Below are 17116 nucleotides of genomic sequence, written 5' to 3' on the forward strand. Positions count from 1 at the left end.
GCCTTGACCAGCGGATCACACCGGCCATCACCCGGGGCAACTTCCCTGAAAAAGCAGGCGGCCATCGGGCCGCCTGCTTGTCTGGTGTGATGATATCGCTATCCGCCTAGTGGGCCAGAATGTTGCCCCAGGCGAGATCCGGATCTCCCATCACGATAAAGTCAGGGTTCTCCAGCGATTCGGTTTCGTTGTAACTGAGTGGCTGCAACGCCAGGCTGAGGATGCGGCCACCGGCTGCCTCGACGATGCACTGGGCGGCGGCGGTGTCCCACTCGCCGGTGGGGCCGAGCCGCACGTAGCAATCGGCCGCCCCTTCCGCCACCAGACAGGATTTGAGGGAGCTGGAACCAAGCGGGATCAGCTCGTAGTTGATGGCCGGGTTGAGGCGGCGGGTGAGGTTCTCCAGTTTCTGGCGGCGGCTGATGGCGACCACCAGCGAGTCAGGCTGGTCATGCTCGTGGTGCATGGCGCTAATGGGCAGTACCTCGCCGTTCACCTCCTTGAAGGCGCCGTAGCCGCGCACCGCCCAGTAGAGCACGTTGGACTCGGGAGCATAGATGACCCCGAGCACCGGCACATTGTCCCGCACCAGGGCGATCAGGGTGGCGAAATCGCCGCTGCCCGCGATAAATTCGCCAGTGCCGTCGAGGGGGTCCACCAGCCAGTATTGCCGCCAGTTGGATCGCTGGCTGAAGGGGATGTCGGCCGCCTCTTCGGTCAGCACCGGCACATGGGGGGTGAGCGCCGAGAGCGCCTGTTTGAGGTAGGCATCGGCAGCAAGATCGGCACTGGTGACCGGGGTCGCATCCTCCTTCAGCTGACGCTCGAACTGACCGCCGTGATAGATGTCGTGAAGGATCCTTCCGGCTTCGCGGGCAATCTCCTTGACCCCCGGCACCCAGGCCAACAACTCCTGCATCTCGTTATCCTCTGTCTGTTAACTGCCCGTCTGCGGGCTACTCTGCCTGCTCCGCCAGCCACTTCTGGGCCAAGAGCAGGGCACTGATGCTGCGCGACTCGGTAAAGTCGGGCCGCGCCAGCAATTCATCGATTCGGTTGAGTGGCCAGGGGATCACCTCCAGCGGTTCGGGCTCGTCGCCGATCCGCTGCTCGGGGAAGAGATCCCGTGCCAGTAAAATGTCCATCCGGCTGGAGAAGTAACCGGGCGCCAGCGACACCTGTTTGAGCAGGGTCAGGCTGTTGGCGCCAAAGCCCGCCTCTTCCATCAATTCCCGGTTACCCGCCTCGAAGGCATCTTCGCCCGGGTCGATCAGCCCTTTGGGAAAGCCCAGCTCGTAGGAGTGGGTGCCGGCGGCATACTCGCGCACCAGCAGCAGGGTGTGGGCATCGAACAGCGGCACCACCATGACGGCGCCCCGGTTGCCGCCGCGCATCCGCTCGTAGACCCGCTCTTCGCCATTGGAGAACTTGAGGTGTAGCGATTCCACCTTGAACAGTCGGCTCTCGGCGACGATATCGGCTTTGAGGATCTCCGGTTTGCTCTTGGGATGATCCAGTTGGTCGGCAGAGATGTGCTCGGGTTTGCTCTTGTGGGGGTCGCTCATCGGACGCTGGCAGCTCGTTAAAAAATCGTGCTTCAAGAGTAAACGACTCCCACACCGAACACCACGGGGCAGGGAGGGGAAAGGGGGAGGAAAAATCCGTTATACTGCCGCCCCGTTTTCCGAGATCCGCGATCAAGAGGCCCGATGCCACACTCCCGCTCCACCACCTTGCCCTGGCACCAGATAGATACCGTCTTGCTCGATATGGATGGCACCCTGATCGATCTGCATTTTGACAACCACCTCTGGCAGCAGCTGGTGCCGGAGCGTTACGCCGAGCGGCTTGGTCTGCCGCTGGATGAAGCAAAGGCGCAGATCGACGTCCACTATCACGCCGTCAACGGCACCCTCAACTGGTACTGCGTGGATTACTGGAGCGAGACCCTGGGGCTCGATATTCGTGCCCTCAAGCAGGAGCTGCTGGCGAAGATCCAGTGGCGTCCCCATGCCATCCCTTTTCTGGCCGAGCTGCGCGCCGCGGGCAAGCAGCTGGTGCTCTTTACCAACGCCCACCCCGCCAGCTTGTCGGTGAAGGATGCGCAGCTTGGCCTGGCCGACCATCTGGATTTGATGGTGAGCACCCACGAACTGGGCTGGTCGAAAGAGAGCCAGCACTGCTGGCAGGCGCTGGCACAGCGGCTGGCGTTCGATCCGGCCCGTACCCTGTTTGTGGATGACAGCGAGCGGATCCTGCGGGCCGCCGCCGACTATGGCATCGGCTATCAGCTGGCGATCCAGAATCCGGACAGCTGCAAGCCGGAGCAGAGCATTACCGCTTTTCCGGCGATCCGCGACTACGCCGAGCTGCTGCCACTGGCCATCTGAATCTGTTCAAACGATAGAGGGCTGCATCGTGCAGCCCTCTCAGTATCTGAAACCTGGCGGTGAAAAAATCACAGCTCCCGGAACGGACGCCGTTTCTCTTCCTCTATGACGATCGCCTCCAGATTGGCGACCCGCTCCTGCAACTCTCTGATGATCATATCCTGCTTGCCGAGGCGGTCGGTGATGCGGGCATCCCCCATCTGATAGCGGGCCCGTTTGCCGAGATATCCGAACAATACGCTGATAAATACGATCAGGACTATGCCTGTCCACATGGTCATGTCACGACTCCTTGTCGTCTATAAACGGCGAAAACGCTGATGGGATCCGTTCTGTTTTCTCACAGCCGCCAATTGGCCGCAATGGGGCCCTTTTAGCCTTTGTGATGCAGTTGGCTATTGCTGCCAGAGTGGCCGCCCGACCCAGAGCGCCCACAGGGTGAGGTGCAGCAGCACGATAAACCAGAAGACCAGCCGGTAGCTGCGCTTCTGGGTCTTGTGACGTAGCCACTGGCGGGCCACCAGTGCGCCCGGCCAGCCGCCGCACAGCTCCAGCAGATGGAGACGGGATTCGGGAATGCGCCACTCGCCCCGCACCGCCTGCCGCTTGTCCCAGGCGTAGGCCGCCAGTGTCAGCAGACTCATGGTCAGCAGTGCGGCCAGTGGCCACCACTGCTGTTCGCCTAGGCCGAGCCAGAGGGCGGCGCCCAGTGGCAGCAGCGCCAGCGCCATCATTGGGCCAACTCCCAGCAGCGCTCCTCGTCCTGCTTGAGGGTGCGGATCACCTTGGCCGGATTGCCCACCGCCACCGAGTCAGCCGGGATGTCTCGGGTGACCACGGCGCCGGCACCTATGATGGAGCGCGGCCCTATGGTGACGCCGGGGCAGATGATGGCGCCGCCACCGATCCAGCAGTCGTCACCGATCCGCACCGGCTTGTTGTAGGCGGTCCAGTTGCGTCGCTCCAGATAGTTCGTGGTGTGGGTGGCGGTGTAGATCTGCACGTTGGGGGCCAGCAGCACATGGCTGCCGATATGCACTTCACCCAGATCGAGAATGGTGACGTTGAAGTTGAAGAAGGTCTTCTCGCCGATGTGGATGTTGCGGCCAAACTCGCAGGTGAAGGGCGTGCTGATCCAGCAGGAGTCGGGGCAGTGGCCGAACAGCTCGCGGCAGATCTGCTGGCGCAGAGGGCCATCGCCTGCAGGTGAACCATTGAGCCGGGCCAGCAGCGCCTGACCGCGGATCCGGTCGTTCGCTATCTCCTCGCTCTGGCTATCCAGTGCCCCGCCAGCTAGTACCTTGTCCCAGTCGCTCGCCATTGCTACCTCCTCATGCTGCAAGAGCAGGCAGTATACGTGACTGTCAGGGGCGCCGTCAGTCTGTCACTTGTTGCAGGTGATCCCCGTCAACCTGCGGGCCAGACGAGGGGCAGGATCAGCAGGGCCGAGACGAAGTAGGGGAGCAATACCCGCAGCCCGAGACTGCGACCGCCGATACCGAGGGCCAGCAGCCCCTTCACCAGCGAGTTGACCAGCCCGGCTAGCAGGATGCCGCGGGCCGCCACCTCCAGCGCCAGCTCCTTGTGGGAGAGCTGGGAGAGCGACAGCGTGATGGCGTCCACATCGGTGATCCCCGACACCAGCGACAGCAGATAGACCCCCGAGTTGCCTACCTTGTCTTGCAGCAGAGTTGCCATAAAGCCGATCAGCGCCAACAGCAGGCCGAACTTGATGGCGGTGGCCAGATCGAGCGGGTTGCTGGTTTCCGGCTGTACCGGGCCGTCAGTCAGCTCCTCGCGCTGGCGCCAGAACCAGAAGGCAAAGCCGTAGACTGTGGTGGCCAGCAGCAACAGGGGGGCGATGAGGCGCATCGCCAGTTCGCTGTGAATGAGCAGCACCAGTACCAGCAGCCGCAGCCACATGGTGGCCCCCGCCAGCAGGATGCCGGTGGCCAGCAGTCGCTCCAGCCCCCCCTGCTCCTTGTTGAGGCGGGCAAACTGCAGGGTGAGGGCGGTGGAGGAGGCCAATCCCGCCAGTATGCTGGTGAGCACCAGCCCGGCGCGGGTGCCGAGCAGACGTACTGCGAAGTGGCCACAAAACGAGATGCCGGCGATCACCACCACCATCAGCCAGATCTTGAAGGGGTTGAAGGCATCGAGGGGCCCCATCTCCTCGTTGGGCAGCACCGGCAACAGCACCAGCGAGATAAGCAGAAAGCGCAGGGTGGCGTGAAACTCGGTCTCGCTCAGAAACAGCATCCCCTGCTGGATCTGTCCCTTCAAGCCCATCAGCAGGGCGGCCAGCACGGCGCAGGCCACCGCCTCGCTCGGGCTCAGCAGTATCGACATCAGCCCCAGCAAATAGGTGAGCAGCATGGCTACCGAGCTGGTGAGGCCGAACTCCCCTTGCCAGCGCTGGGCCAGCCAGACCGAGAGGCCGCAGCCGCTCACCACCGCCAGCAGGCCGAGCAGCGGCAGCCAGGGGCCCAGGGTCGGCAGCAGCAAGCCGCAGACCCCGCCAAGCAGGCCGATGAGGCCGTAGGTCCGCATCCCGGCGATGCGCTGGTTATCCCCCAGCTGGCGCACCTGCCAGCCCCGCTCCAGCCCGATGATAAGGCCGATGGCCAGCGAGACTAGGGCTCCGTTGACCGGTTCTGCATTGATCCACATAACGACTTCCTTTTCGTCATCTGCCTGCCTTGTTCCCATGATGGCACAGCGAGCAAGGGGCCAGAGTGGCATGGCTCACAGAGTCTGCGTCCGGCTTCCGGTGCGGGTGGCTGAGTTGATATGAGCAAAAGAGATAAGCAAAGAGTTATTTCTTTCTTCTGGGCATAACAACTCCACGGCATGCTGTTCTCAACCCAACAAGATATGGAGTATCACCATGAAACTGCGAATGACCGCCCTGACCCTGCTCTCTCTGCTGGCATTTGGCCAGGCCAATGCCGCCGAGATCCGCCTGCTCAACGTCTCTTACGATCCGACCCGCGAGCTGTTTCAGGAGTACAACGCCGCCTTTGCCAAGGAGTGGAAGGCGAAGACCGGTGACGACGTGGTGGTGAGCCAGTCTCACGGTGGTTCCGGCAAACAGGCCCGCGCCGTGGTGGATGGACTGGAGGCCGACGTGGTATCGCTGGCGCTGGCCTACGATGTCAATGCCATCGCCAAGGCGGGGCTGACCGCTGCCGACTGGCAGAGTCGCCTCGGCAACAACGCCTCGCCCTATACCTCCACCATTGTCTTCCTGGTGCGCAAGGGCAATCCCAAGCAGATCAAGGATTGGGATGATCTGGTGCGCAAGGATGTCGCCATCGTGACTCCCAACCCCAAGACCTCCGGCGGGGCACGCTGGAACTATCTGGCCGCCTGGGGCTATGCCCTGAAGAAGAGCGGCAGTGAAGAGGGGGCCAAGCAGTTTGTTGGCGATCTATTCAAGAACGTGAAGGTGCTGGACTCAGGCGCCCGCGGTGCCACCACCAGCTTTACCGAGCGCGGTCTCGGTGACGTGCTGCTGGCGTGGGAGAACGAAGCCTTGCTGGTGCTTGGTCAGGCGGGTGCCAGCGACAAGTTCGAGCTGGTGGTGCCTTCGGTCTCCATTCTGGCGGAGCCGCCTGTTGCGGTGGTAGACAAGGTGGCCAAGAAGCACGGTACCGAAGCGGTGGCCAAGGCCTATCTCGATTATCTCTACTCTGACGAGGGGCAGCATATCGTCGCCAAACATCACTATCGCCCCAGCAACCCGGCGATCCTGAAGGAGACGGCAACCCAGTTCCCGCAGCTTGCCTTCTTTACCGTCAAGGATCTGGAAGGGGATTGGGAGAAAGCCCAGAAGAAACACTTCGCCCAGGGTGGTTTGTTTGACCAGATCTATCAGCCGGGTCGTTGATAGCTTCGTTATCCATCACTGAACTGGCCCCTGTGCCAGCCGATAGGAGCACCAAGATGAACAAGATCCTCCTGGTTCCCGGTCTGCACAACAGTGGGCCGGATCACTGGCAGAGCCGCTGGCACGATCATTTTCCCCAATGGCAGCGGATGACCGGGCTGCCGTGGGACAAGCCGGACCTCAGGGTCTGGAGTGCCAAGCTGGCGAGCAAGTTGAAACGTCGCCGCAGCCGGGTCCATCTGGTGGCCCACTCTTTCGGCGCCCTGACCGCCATCGCGGCGGCCCGCTTGCAGCCGGAGAAGGTGGCCTCGATCTTTCTGGTGGCGCCCGCCGATCCTGCCCGTTTTGGCATTGTGGATGAGGCCTTGGCCGGGCCGCTGCAGGTGTCGGCCCAGCTGGTGGCCAGCCGCAACGATCCCTGGATGAGCTTTGAACGGGCCGAGTACTGGAGCCGTCAGTGGCAGGTGCCGCTGTTCGATGCCGGTGAGGCGGGCCATATCAATGCCCAGTCCGGTCATGGGGATTGGCATCAGGGGCTGCACTTGCTGGGGGCACTCTACCGCCGTGGTGAGCTGGTGGTGGCACCGGTCAAGACCGCATCGCCCCGGCCGGTCGTACTGGGCTTTCGCTAGGTATCTGTGAAGTGGTTGGAGGGTTGGCGAGCGCGCTGTTCGTTGGCTACTCCATGCCCCCGTTCTTTGAATGCTCCGCTCCGTATTGCTCCATTTCTTAGGTCTTTTATTTATATAAAAGACCTTTTTTTATTTGGAGTGCGCCAAGAGCCTTGTGACTCTGCGGTTAGACAAAAAAGTGATTAGCAAAGTCGCAATTGATGTTTGTTGCCGATGAGGGGAGTGCGCAGAATCACCATATCGAAAATTCTTCATAACAGATGGATGTGTTATGCGATTTGGTTCTTATTCTGTCCTGCCCGGTTTTGGCCCCACCCTGGGGTTCAGCCTGCTCTATCTGGGCCTGCTGGTGCTGTTGCCGCTCTCGGCCCTGGTACTGTTTGCGATCAACAACCTGACCGCCGCCGAGTTCTGGCAGGTGATTGGTTCACCCCGGGTGCTCGCCTCCTTTCGCCTGAGCTTCGGGGCGGCCTTTGTCGCGGCGCTGCTCAACAGCCTGTTTGGCCTGATCCTGGCCTGGATCCTGGTGCGCTACACCTTCCCCGGTCGTCGTCTGGTGGATGCCCTCATCGACCTACCGTTTGCCATGCCCACCGCCGTTTCCGGCATCGCCCTGTGCGCCATCTTCGCCCCCAACGGCTGGATCGGCCAGTTGCTGGCGCCGCTCGGCATTCAGCTCGCCTACAACCCTATCGGGGTGGTCATCGCACTCACCTTTATCGGATTGCCGTTTGTGGTGCGTACCCTGCAGCCGGTGCTGCGGGAGGCTGAAACCGAGCAAGAGGAGGCGGCCGCCAGCCTCGGCGCCGATCGCTGGCAGACCTTTCTGCGGGTGCTCTGGCCGACCCTGGTGCCTGCCCTGCTCACCGGTTTTGCGCTGGCGTTTGCCCGTGGGGTGGGGGAGTACGGCTCCGTCATCTTCATCGCCGGCAACCTGCCGATGGTCTCGGAAATCGCGCCGCTGATGATCATGAGCCACCTGGAAGAGTATGACTACGCAGGTGCCTCCGCCATCGCAGTGGTGATGCTGCTGATTTCGTTCATTTTGTTACTGCTAATCAACAAGTTGCAGGCCTGGAGCTGGTCTCGCATCGGAGGGAGCCGGATATGAGTTCATCTGCTATCGCCATTGAGGCGGCCTCTGTGGAGGCGACCCCCGCTCGCAAGGCACCGGTCGTGATCCGTGAACCCCAGTGGGTCAAGTGGCTGCTGATCACGGTCGGGTTGGGCTGGTTTGCCGCTCTGCTGTTGCTGCCGCTGGCCACCGTCTTTATTCAGGCGCTGAGCCCGGGGCTGGCTTTCTTCTGGCACGCCATCAGCGAGCCGGATGCCCTGAGCGCCCTCGGTCTCACCGCACTGGTGACCCTCTGCGCCGTTCCCCTCAATCTGCTGTTCGGGATCGCTGCGGCCTGGGCCATCGCCCGTTTCCGCTTCCCCGGTCGGCAGCTGCTCATCACCATCATCGATCTGCCCTTCTCGGTGTCGCCGGTGATCGCCGGTCTGATGCTGGTGTTGATGTTCGGCAGCCGCGGCTGGTTCGGTGACTGGTTGAGCGAACATGACATCAAGATCATCTTCGCCACCCCGGGGATCATCCTGGCCACCACCTTCATTACCGTGCCCTTCGTAGTGCGCGAGCTGCTGCCCCAGATGGAGGCGCGCGGCCCGGAAGAGGAAGAGGCGGCCATCATGCTGGGGGCGAGCGGCCTGCAGATGTTCTGGCGCGTCACCCTGCCCGGCATTCGCTGGAGCCTGATGTACGGCCTGCTGCTCTGTACCGCCCGTGCGGTCGGGGAGTTTGGCGCGGTGTCGGTGGTTTCCGGTCATATTCGCGGCCAGACCAATACCCTGCCGCTGCATATCGAGATCCTCTACAACGAGTACCAGACCGGCGCCGCCTTTGCAGTGGCAAGCCTCTTGGCTCTGTTCGGGATCTTCACCCTGCTGGGTGAAACCCTGTTGGCCCGGCTGCGTGCCCAGCCCACCAAATCTCACTGAATTACCGTTTTAAAGAGGCAGCCATGAGCATTCAGGTTCAACAACTCAACAAGCATTTCAATCAGTACGCGGCGCTGGCAGACATCAACCTCGACTTTCACGACGGTGAGCTGGTGGCCCTGCTCGGCCCTTCCGGTTGCGGCAAGACCACCCTGCTGCGGATCATCGCCGGGCTGGAGCAGGCCGATAGCGGCAGCGTGATCATCCGTGGCGAGGATGCCTCGGATCTCCATGTGCGCGAGCGCAACGTCGGCTTCGTGTTCCAGCACTACGCCCTGTTTCGCCACATGACGGTATTCGAAAACGTGGCGTTTGGCCTTAGGGTCAAACCGCGCAGCGAGCGCCCGGCCGAGGCGGCCATTCGCGCCCGGGTCAAGGAGTTGCTGGATCTGGTGCAGCTCAGCCACGTGGCCGAACGCTATCCGACCCAGCTCTCCGGCGGTCAGCGCCAGCGGGTTGCGCTGGCCCGCGCGCTGGCGGTGCAGCCCAAGGTATTGCTGCTGGACGAGCCCTTCGGCGCCCTTGATGCCCAGGTGCGCAAGGAGCTGCGCCGCTGGTTGCGCGAGCTGCACGACGAGCTGCATGTCACCAGCCTGTTCGTCACCCACGATCAGGAGGAGGCGCTGGAGGTAGCGGATCGGGTGGTGCTGATGAATGCCGGACGGGTCGAGCAGATCGGCACCCCGGCTGAGGTCTACGACCAGCCCGCCAGCTCCTTCGTCCACAGCTTCCTCGGCAGCGTGAACCAGTTCCGCGGTCGGGTGGCGGAGCAGGGATTCGGCATCGGCGAGCAGCTGCTCGGCGGGCCGTCGGCTTCTCATCTGGCCCACGGCAGTGCCGCCATCGCCTATGTTCGTCCCCATGAACTGGAGATTCTGCCAGCCGATGCGCCGGGCGGGATCCGCGCCACCATCACCCGTCTGTTGCCCATGGGGCCACGCATTCGGGTGGAGCTGCGTGGCGATGGCGAAACCAAAGGGGCCCACTACGAGGCGGAGCTGAGCAAGGAGGCGGCCAAGCAGTTTGCTCCGGGACAGGGGGTGCGGCTGGTGGCCAGACAGGCGCAGTTCTATCCCGATTACCAGATTTGATGCTGTGTTGCGGGCGGTGTGGCCGCCCGGTTCAGGCTGTCAGCCGGGCATGATCCGGCCAAATAACAAAAATGAGAGGGGCGAGCAGATTGTGTCGCCCACTCTTCGCAGGAGGCGACAAGGTGAATTTTCAGCAGTTACGCATTATCCGGGAGGCAGCGCGGCGGGATTACAACCTGACCGAGGTGGCCAACGCCCTTTTTACCTCGCAATCCGGGGTGAGTCGCCATATCCGCGAGCTGGAAGAGGAGCTGGGGATCGAGTTGTTCATCCGCTACGGCAAGCGGCTGCTCGGCATGACCGAGCCGGGCAAGGAGTTGCTGGTGATTGCCGAGCGGATTCTCAATGACGCCAACAACATCCGCAAACTGGCCAGCACCTTTGCCAACCGCGACTCGGGCCGCTTGCTGGTGGCGACCACCCATACCCAGGCGCGCTATGCCTTGCCGCGGGTGGTAAAGGCGTTTCGCGAGCAGTTCCCGCTGGTACAGCTGGAGCTGCGTCAGGGCAGCCCGGAGGAGATAGTGCGGCTGGTGCAGACCGGCGAGGTGGATATCGGCATCAGCAGCGAGCAGCTCGACAAGAGCGAAGGGGTGGTGGCATTCCCCTACTACCGCTGGCACCACAACATCGTGGTGCCCGAGCAACATCCGCTGGCAGGCGAGCGGGATCTGACGCTGGCGGCGCTGGCCAACTGGCCCATCGTCACCTATCAAGCCGGGTTGACCGGGCGGGTGCGGGTGGATGAAGCCTTTGCTGCGGCTGGCATTGAACCGCAGATCCTGCTGACGGCGCAGGACTCCGATGTCATCAAGACCTATGTCGAGCTGGAGATGGGGGTCGGCATACTGGCCGACATGGCGTTCGACGCGCAGCGCGATCAGGGGCTGATACAGCTCGACGGCAGCCATCTGTTTGCCCCCCACACCGCCTGGATTGGCCTCAAGCAGGGGCAGTTCCAGCACAACTTTGCCTGGCAGTTTATCCAGCTTTGCAACCCCGAGCTGGCGCTGGCGGATATTCAGGCCCGCGCCATGGGCAGCGAACCCGCCCTCGACTTCCAGATTTGAATCGGAAGAGATGACAGAAGGGGAGCCAATGGCTCCCCTTCCTTATTGCTGGCAGATGAGATTGCCAGCGAAAACAGACGGCTTCATATGAATTTTTTCACTTAGGTTTGCCAGTTAATTTTGTTTGTTATCCGGTACTTGGGTTGCAGGATGGAATAAGTGACTGACCAAAGTCGATCCATTCAGGATAAAGCATGCCGTATAGCTACCTATCACATCTGCGTTGCAGCAAGAGTGGCGAGATCCATGAGGCTGACCAGCCCTGGCAACTGAGCCGGGCAGGTGCGCCACTGCTGGCCAGCTACGATCTCGATGCGCTGAAGCGAGCATGGCACCCGGCGGCATTGCTGGGGCGCCCGGCCAGCCTGTGGCGTTATCACGAGTTGCTGCCGGTACGGGATCCCGCCCACGTTGTGACGCTGGGGGAGGGATTCACCCCACTGCTACGGCTGCCTACGCTGGGCAAGCAGATCGGTATTCCGGATCTCTGGATGAAGGATGAGAGCGTCATCCCCACCGGCTCTTTCAAGGCTCGTGGTGCAGCGGTGGGCATCTCCCGCGCGCGTGAACTCGGCGTCTCTCACTTCGCCATGCCGACCAACGGCAACGCAGGCGCTGCATGGGCGCTCTACGGTGCCCGTGCCGGACTGCGCAGCACCATCGTTATGCCGCAGGCAGCCCCCGCCATCACTCGACTGGAGACCTCTCTCGCCGGTTCCCGTCTCTATCTGGTGGATGGCCTTATCAGCGACGCCGGTCGTCAGGTGGCGCAGGCGGTAGCGGAGCAATCCCTGTTTGACGCCTCAACCCTGAAGGAGCCCTACCGGATTGAGGGCAAGAAGACCATGGGGCTGGAGATTGCCGAACAGCTGGGCTGGACCCTGCCGGATGTGATCATCTATCCGACCGGTGGCGGGGTCGGCCTCATCGGTATCTACAAGGCGCTGCGCGAGCTGCAGGAGCTGGGCTGGGTCAAGGGCGCGTTGCCCCGGCTGGTGGCCGTGCAGGCGAGCGGTTGTGCGCCCATCGTACAGGCGTGGCAACAGAGAGCCACCGAATCGAGCTTCTGGCCCGACTCCCAAACGCTGGCGTTCGGCATCAATGTACCCAAGGCGCTGGGGGATTTTCTGGTGCTGGACGCCCTTTATCGCACCGAGGGTTGCGCCATCGCGGTGGATGACAAGGCCATCCAGAGCGAGATCCGCCAGCTTGCCTCTCGGGAGGGCAGTTTTGTCTGCCCTGAGGGGGCCGCTGCGTTTGCTGCTGCTCGTCAACTGCGCGAGGCTGGCTGGATCCGTGGGGGAGAGCAGGTCGTGGTGCTCAATACCGGTACCGGCATCAAGTACCCGGATGCGATCACTGTGCTGCCCCAGCGTCTGCAGCGTGACGGGAGGATTCCGGCATGAATCTGGATCTGCCCTTCATCTTCACGACGCTGCCCGCCTTCGGCAAGGCGGTCTGGGTCACCTTGCAGCTGGGAACCATAGTGATCCTCACTTCGCTGGCGGTCGCCCTGCTCAACGTCGCCCTGTTGAGCCTGCACAAGCGGCCGCTCAGCGCGCTGATCCGCGGATATATCGAGCTGGCGCGCAACACGCCACTGCTGATCCAGCTCTTCTTCCTCTATTTCGGGCTGCCTGCGCTCGGCTTGTCGCTGTCGGGCTTTACCACTGCGGTGATTGCCATGACCTTTCTCGGCGGTGGTTATCTGACCGAGGCGCTGCGTGCAGGCATTCAGGCGGTGCCCGCCAGTCAGCTGGAGGCTGGCAGGGCTATCGGCCTCTCCCGCTGGCAACTACTGCGCCACGTGCAGCTGCCCCAGGCCTGGCTCGCCAGCCTGCCCGCGCTGTTTGCCAACTTCATCTTCCTGCTCAAGGAGACGACCGTGGCTTCGGCGGTGGCGGTGCCAGAGCTGCTCTACACCACCAAGAATTACATCGCCCTCTACTACAAGACCTACGAGATGCTGGCGGTGCTGACCTTGATGTGCGTGCTGATCTTTCTGCCGCTCTCTCTCGCTCTGCGAGTCGTTGAAAGGAGGCTGCAACATGGTCAGTTCGGTCACTGAATCGCTGATGCAGGCGAGGATCCCGATGTGGGCACTTATCTTCCAGCTGCCACCCTCTCTCGTCACCAAGAAGCAGGAAAGGAGGGCTCAATATGGCCAGTTCGATCTCTGAGCAGCTGACGCAAGCGCTGCCACTGCTGGCGGTGGGCGCGGGTCAGACCCTCGCCATCTCGCTGCTGGCCATCCTGTTTGCCACCCTCGGCGGTGTCGCTTACGGCGTGTTGGCACAACAGGGCGGCCGGTTGGTGCGGGGGCTGCTGCGGCTTTATCTCGAGCTGTTTCGGGTGGTGCCGGTGCTGGTGTGGCTCTATCTCTTTTTCTTCGGGTTGCCGATCTTTTTCGGCCTCGATATTCCGGCTTTCTGGTGCGCCGTGCTGGTACTCGCCCTCTGGGGCGCCAGCGAGGTGGGAGAGGTGGTGCGCGGTGGCCTCAACTCCCTCGCCCGTGGTCAGCAGGAGGCCGGGTTGGCGCTCGGGCTCTCGACCTGGCAGCTCTATCGCCATGTGTTGCTGCCACAGGCGTTGCAGCGGCTGACGCCGCCGACCATCAACATCTACACCCGCATCATCAAGACCAGTTCGCTGGCGGTGCTGATCGGGGTGGTTGAGGTGATCAAGGTGGGCCAGCAGATCATCGAGCGCACCTATGGCTCGCTGCTTATTTACGGTCTGCTGTTTCTGTTCTTTTTTCTGGTCTGCTATCCGCTCTCGCTCGCCTCGCGCCGGCTGGAGCAACAATGGGGTAATGCGGTATGACACCTCTGCTTGAACTCGGTTCTGTCAGTAAACAGTTCGGCCCGAATCTGGTGCTGGATCGGATCAGCCTCAGCGTGCGCGCCGGGGAGGTGATCGTCATCCTGGGGCCGAGCGGCTGCGGCAAGAGCACATTGCTGCGCACTCTCAACGGGCTCGAGCCCATTCAGGGGGGCGAGATCCGCTTCGATGGTGTGCTGCTGGATGGTGCCACCGACTGGCAGCGGGTGCGCCAGCGGATCGGCATGGTGTTCCAGAGCTATCACCTCTTCCCCAACCTGACGGTGCTGGAAAACGTGCTGCTTGGCCCCCTGCAGGTGCAAAAGCGGGAGCGGGCAGAGGCGCTGCTGCAAGCCGAGCAGCTGCTGACCCGCATCGGCCTGTGGGAGCGGCGCCATGACTATCCGCGCCAGCTCTCCGGCGGTCAGCAGCAGCGCATCGCCATCGTGCGGGCGCTGTGCATGAACCCGCAGGTGATGCTGTTTGACGAGGTAACCGCCGCCCTCGACCCCGAGATGGTGCAGGAGGTGCTGGAGGTGATCCGCGATCTCGCCGGCAGCGGCATGACCCTGCTTATCGTCACCCACGAGCTGGCTTTCGCCCGGGCGGTGGCGGATCGCATCGTCTTCATGGATGGCGGCCACATTCTGGAGCAGGCCGCCCCCCACCAATTTTTCGACAATCCCAGGAGCCAGCGTGCGCGCCAGTTCCTCGCCAAGTTTTCTTATACAAATGTCATCAAACGAAAGGAGTCAGCATGAAAAAAATCACCTCGGTTCTGCTTAGTGCCTTATTGGGACTGGGTATCGCCAGCGGCGCTGCCCATGCGGCGGACGGTTCTCTCGACAAGATCAAGGCGCGGGACAAGCTCATCGTCGGCGTATTCACCGACAAGCCGCCGTTTGGCTACGTGGACGAGAAGGGGAACTACGTCGGTTTTGACACCGACCTCGGTCGCCGCTTCGCCAAGGATCTGCTGGGGGACGAGAACAAGATCGAGTTCGTGGCGGTGGAGCCAGCCAGCCGCATCCCCTTCCTGCAGAGCGACAAGGTGGATCTGATCCTCGCCAATATGACGGTGACGCCGGAGCGGCGCGAGGTGGTGGATTTCACCAACCCGAACCTGCGAGTGGCGGTACAGGTGCTGGTACCGGAAGGGAGCCCGGCCAAGAAGCTCGACGATCTGGCCAGCAAGACCCTGATCGTGACCACCGGCACCACTGCCGACATCTGGCTGACCCGCAACCACCCGGAGTGGAAGGTACTCAAGTTCGAGAAGAACACCGAATCTTTGCAGGCGCTGGCGCAGGGCCGTGGCGATGCCTACGCCCAGGACAACCTGGTACTGTTCAGCTGGGCCAAGGAGAACCCGGGCTATCGGGTACTGCCCGAAAAACTGGGCTCGGAAGATCCCATCGCCCCGGCGGTGAAGAAGGGCAATATCGAGCTGCGTGACTGGGTCAACGACCGTCTCGCCAAGCTGGGAGAAGAGAAGTACCTGCTGAAACTCTATGACCAGTATGTGCGTGACAAGCTGAGCCCTGATACCGATCCGAATGATGTGATTGTCGAAGGAGGAAAATGGCAGGGTTAATGGACAAACCCTGTTTTGAAGAGTGTGTTGAGTGTGTGAAGTAAGTGAAGAGTGAGGTCTTGGTTCCGTTGGTATGCAAACCGCAAGGTTTGATTTTTCCGGGCGTCCCCTGCTAGAGAGGACGCCCTTTTTTATGTGCCCAAGCGTGGGTTAGTGCACTTCATCCCACGCCATCTGCCAGTGGGAGCCGATGCCCGGCTCGTACTGGGTGGCGGTGGTGGTCCACTGCTGGCAGTAGCCGCTGTAGGGGAAGGGCTTGCACTGATAGACCTTGCCATTTTTCGGCTGCTGCACCTTGGTGCCGGCGGCATAGGATTTGAGCGAGTTCGGGAAGACGAAGTCGTATTCGCCGCTGCTCTGCTCCTTGAACATCAGATCCATGGTCTGCTGGATGGTCTCGCCGCCCGCTTTCGGGGTGGCCTTGATCACCAGCTGATGGTGACCAGCCTTGAGCCCTTCCAGCGCCATGGTGAAGGTGTGACTGCTGTCCCTGATGTCGGCACTGCTTTCACCCTTGGCGACGCCGCCGTGGTCATAGAGGGTGTTGGTGACGGCCAGATCGCCCTGTGCGGTGACGGTGAAATCGAGGGTTGCCTTGCCGTTGTCCAGCACATAGTCGCTGGCCAGACCGCTGACGCTGATGCTGTCCACCACTGGCGGTTGCAGCTGTTGCAGGTCAATCTCGACTCGTTCCAGCTTGCTGTTTCGCTTCAGATAGACGGGGTTCATACCGTAGACCGGATTGAACTTGCCGTCGGCTCCTTGCTGACCGGCGCGGATCAGGCTCTGCTCGGCGTTGATCTTGCTGGCGAGGGCATGGGCCCAGTTATTCTTCTGGCCCTGCTCGGCGGTGGTGATGGTCAGTACGGTCTGCAGCTCGGGGCGCTCGCCGTTGGCATCGAACACCCGGGTCATCGCCTTGTCACCCACTGCGAGGTCGATGGAGGGGTAGATGGTGCCTGCCTGGCTCCACTCCAGCGGCGGCTGACTACCATCTTTGAACTTGGCATCGATGATGTTGTAAAAGCTGTTGCTGGTGTCGCCCACTTCCCACACGCCGAGGATCACTTGATAACCGGTGCGTTCCGGCAGGACACAGTTGTGGGTCACCTGCTTGGGCGGCTGCACCATGTTGCCGTCGATGACGCAGAAGGGGGTCAGGTCGAACGAGGCGCGGGTGAGCGGCTGGTTGGGGTTCCAGTCCTGCTTGGTGAGGTAGTAGCGCCAGTTGCGGGTGACGTGGTTGGCAGTGAAGGTCCAGCTGATGGCGAAGGGTCCGGGCTGTACTTCACGCTTGGTCCAGCGGTCGCTGGTCTGGATGTTCAGCTCGCTCCAGCGCGGGCTGCCCGCCGAGGCGATTTGACCATCCTGCGGGCCGGTTTGCGGGAAGCCTGATGGCCCCTCCACGCTCTGGGGTTCCCACTGTACGCCGCCACACTGGCTGTTGCCGCCGGTTTTGCACAGGTAGTTGCGGCTCTCGGGCTGGCTGATGTAGCCATGAGCCAGGGCGCTGCCGCTGGCCAGCAGGGCCAGCACCGCCGCGATGTGATTGAGTTGGATTTTTGCTGCCATACATTCCTCTGTTCGATAGATGTGGGCAGTCAGTTGGCCGGGGAGTTCCCCGATGCACAC

The 17116-nt window shown here is 62.1% G+C and carries 19 protein-coding genes; 12 read left to right on the forward strand and 7 right to left on the reverse strand.

Annotated elements, in window-relative coordinates; genetic code table 11:
• Positions 1-106 precede the first annotated feature (106 nt).
• Positions 107-919: a 3'(2'),5'-bisphosphate nucleotidase CysQ gene (cysQ, locus tag G5367_RS11100; protein WP_005357849.1), complete on the reverse strand. Its 813-nt coding sequence runs from the start codon at positions 917-919 to the stop codon at positions 107-109.
• Positions 920-956: 37 nt separating this feature from the next.
• Positions 957-1565 (reverse strand): ADP compounds hydrolase NudE, encoded by a 609-nt coding sequence (gene nudE, locus G5367_RS11105; protein WP_005340262.1) that lies wholly within the window; start codon positions 1563-1565, stop codon positions 957-959.
• 144 nt (positions 1566-1709) lie between these two features.
• Between nudE and yrfG the strand changes: the two genes are divergently transcribed.
• Complete coding sequence (gene yrfG, locus G5367_RS11110) at positions 1710-2390, forward strand: GMP/IMP nucleotidase (RefSeq protein ID WP_421244432.1); 681 nt, start codon at positions 1710-1712, stop codon at positions 2388-2390.
• Between the two features lie 68 nt (positions 2391-2458).
• On the opposite strand, the gene G5367_RS11115 is transcribed toward yrfG, so the two are convergent.
• From G5367_RS11115 to G5367_RS11130, 4 genes are all read right to left on the reverse strand, one after another.
• Complete coding sequence (locus G5367_RS11115; protein WP_042084223.1) at positions 2459-2671, reverse strand: hypothetical protein; 213 nt, start codon at positions 2669-2671, stop codon at positions 2459-2461.
• Between the two features lie 114 nt (positions 2672-2785).
• Positions 2786-3124, reverse strand: a complete 339-nt coding sequence (locus G5367_RS11120) for a DUF1294 domain-containing protein (RefSeq protein ID WP_111901039.1) — start codon at positions 3122-3124, stop codon at positions 2786-2788.
• On the reverse strand, positions 3121-3711 hold the full coding sequence (locus G5367_RS11125; RefSeq protein WP_421244431.1) for a sugar O-acetyltransferase: 591 nt from the start codon (positions 3709-3711) through the stop codon (positions 3121-3123). Before G5367_RS11125 ends, G5367_RS11120 begins: the two co-directional genes overlap by 4 nt.
• An 86-nt stretch (positions 3712-3797) precedes the next feature.
• The gene (locus G5367_RS11130) at positions 3798-5060 is read right to left on the reverse strand and encodes an MgtC/SapB family protein (protein WP_421244430.1); all 1263 of its coding nucleotides are present in this window, start codon (positions 5058-5060) and stop codon (positions 3798-3800) included.
• A 217-nt stretch (positions 5061-5277) separates the two neighbouring features.
• Here G5367_RS11130 and G5367_RS11135 point away from each other — a divergent pair, with 217 nt between their 5' ends.
• From G5367_RS11135 to G5367_RS11185, 11 genes are all read left to right on the forward strand, one after another.
• Positions 5278-6279, forward strand: a complete 1002-nt coding sequence (locus G5367_RS11135) for a sulfate ABC transporter substrate-binding protein (protein ID WP_421244429.1) — start codon at positions 5278-5280, stop codon at positions 6277-6279.
• A 56-nt stretch (positions 6280-6335) separates the two neighbouring features.
• Positions 6336-6911, forward strand: a complete 576-nt coding sequence (locus G5367_RS11140; protein ID WP_088870220.1) for an RBBP9/YdeN family alpha/beta hydrolase — start codon at positions 6336-6338, stop codon at positions 6909-6911.
• Positions 6912-7182: 271 nt separating this feature from the next.
• The gene (cysT, locus tag G5367_RS11145; protein ID WP_040067348.1) at positions 7183-8022 is read left to right on the forward strand and encodes a sulfate ABC transporter permease subunit CysT; all 840 of its coding nucleotides are present in this window, start codon (positions 7183-7185) and stop codon (positions 8020-8022) included.
• Positions 8019-8909, forward strand: coding sequence for a sulfate ABC transporter permease subunit CysW (gene cysW, locus G5367_RS11150; RefSeq protein ID WP_064337393.1), 891 nt, complete (start codon positions 8019-8021; stop codon positions 8907-8909). Before cysT ends, cysW begins: the two co-directional genes overlap by 4 nt.
• A gap of 23 nt (positions 8910-8932) precedes the next feature.
• The gene (locus G5367_RS11155; RefSeq protein ID WP_042030337.1) at positions 8933-10000 is read left to right on the forward strand and encodes a sulfate/molybdate ABC transporter ATP-binding protein; all 1068 of its coding nucleotides are present in this window, start codon (positions 8933-8935) and stop codon (positions 9998-10000) included.
• A 122-nt stretch (positions 10001-10122) separates the two neighbouring features.
• The gene (cbl, locus tag G5367_RS11160) at positions 10123-11070 is read left to right on the forward strand and encodes an HTH-type transcriptional regulator Cbl (protein ID WP_279461077.1); all 948 of its coding nucleotides are present in this window, start codon (positions 10123-10125) and stop codon (positions 11068-11070) included.
• 194 nt (positions 11071-11264) lie between these two features.
• Entirely contained in the window at positions 11265-12476 is a 1212-nt protein-coding gene (locus G5367_RS11165) for a threonine synthase (protein WP_337073657.1), read from the forward strand.
• On the forward strand, positions 12473-13138 hold the full coding sequence (locus tag G5367_RS11170; RefSeq protein ID WP_319919535.1) for an amino acid ABC transporter permease: 666 nt from the start codon (positions 12473-12475) through the stop codon (positions 13136-13138). The genes G5367_RS11165 and G5367_RS11170 overlap by 4 nt, the downstream gene beginning before the upstream one ends.
• A 92-nt stretch (positions 13139-13230) precedes the next feature.
• Positions 13231-13893, forward strand: a complete 663-nt coding sequence (locus G5367_RS11175; RefSeq protein ID WP_108613817.1) for an amino acid ABC transporter permease — start codon at positions 13231-13233, stop codon at positions 13891-13893.
• Positions 13890-14651 carry an amino acid ABC transporter ATP-binding protein gene (locus tag G5367_RS11180; protein WP_040067361.1) on the forward strand — a complete coding sequence of 254 codons (762 nt, stop codon included), beginning with the start codon at positions 13890-13892 and terminating at the stop codon, positions 14649-14651. Before G5367_RS11175 ends, G5367_RS11180 begins: the two co-directional genes overlap by 4 nt.
• Complete coding sequence (locus tag G5367_RS11185; RefSeq protein WP_040067363.1) at positions 14648-15484, forward strand: transporter substrate-binding domain-containing protein; 837 nt, start codon at positions 14648-14650, stop codon at positions 15482-15484. The genes G5367_RS11180 and G5367_RS11185 overlap by 4 nt, the downstream gene beginning before the upstream one ends.
• A gap of 150 nt (positions 15485-15634) precedes the next feature.
• On the opposite strand, the gene gbpA is transcribed toward G5367_RS11185, so the two are convergent.
• A complete protein-coding gene (gene gbpA, locus G5367_RS11190) occupies positions 15635-17056 on the reverse strand; it encodes an N-acetylglucosamine-binding protein GbpA (RefSeq protein WP_421244428.1) in 1422 nt (473 codons plus the stop codon).
• Positions 17057-17116 lie beyond the last annotated feature (60 nt).

This window comes from Aeromonas sp. 604282, from assembly GCF_049170575.1.
In the GTDB taxonomy this organism is placed as follows: Bacteria; Pseudomonadota; Gammaproteobacteria; order Enterobacterales; family Aeromonadaceae; genus Aeromonas; species Aeromonas veronii_A.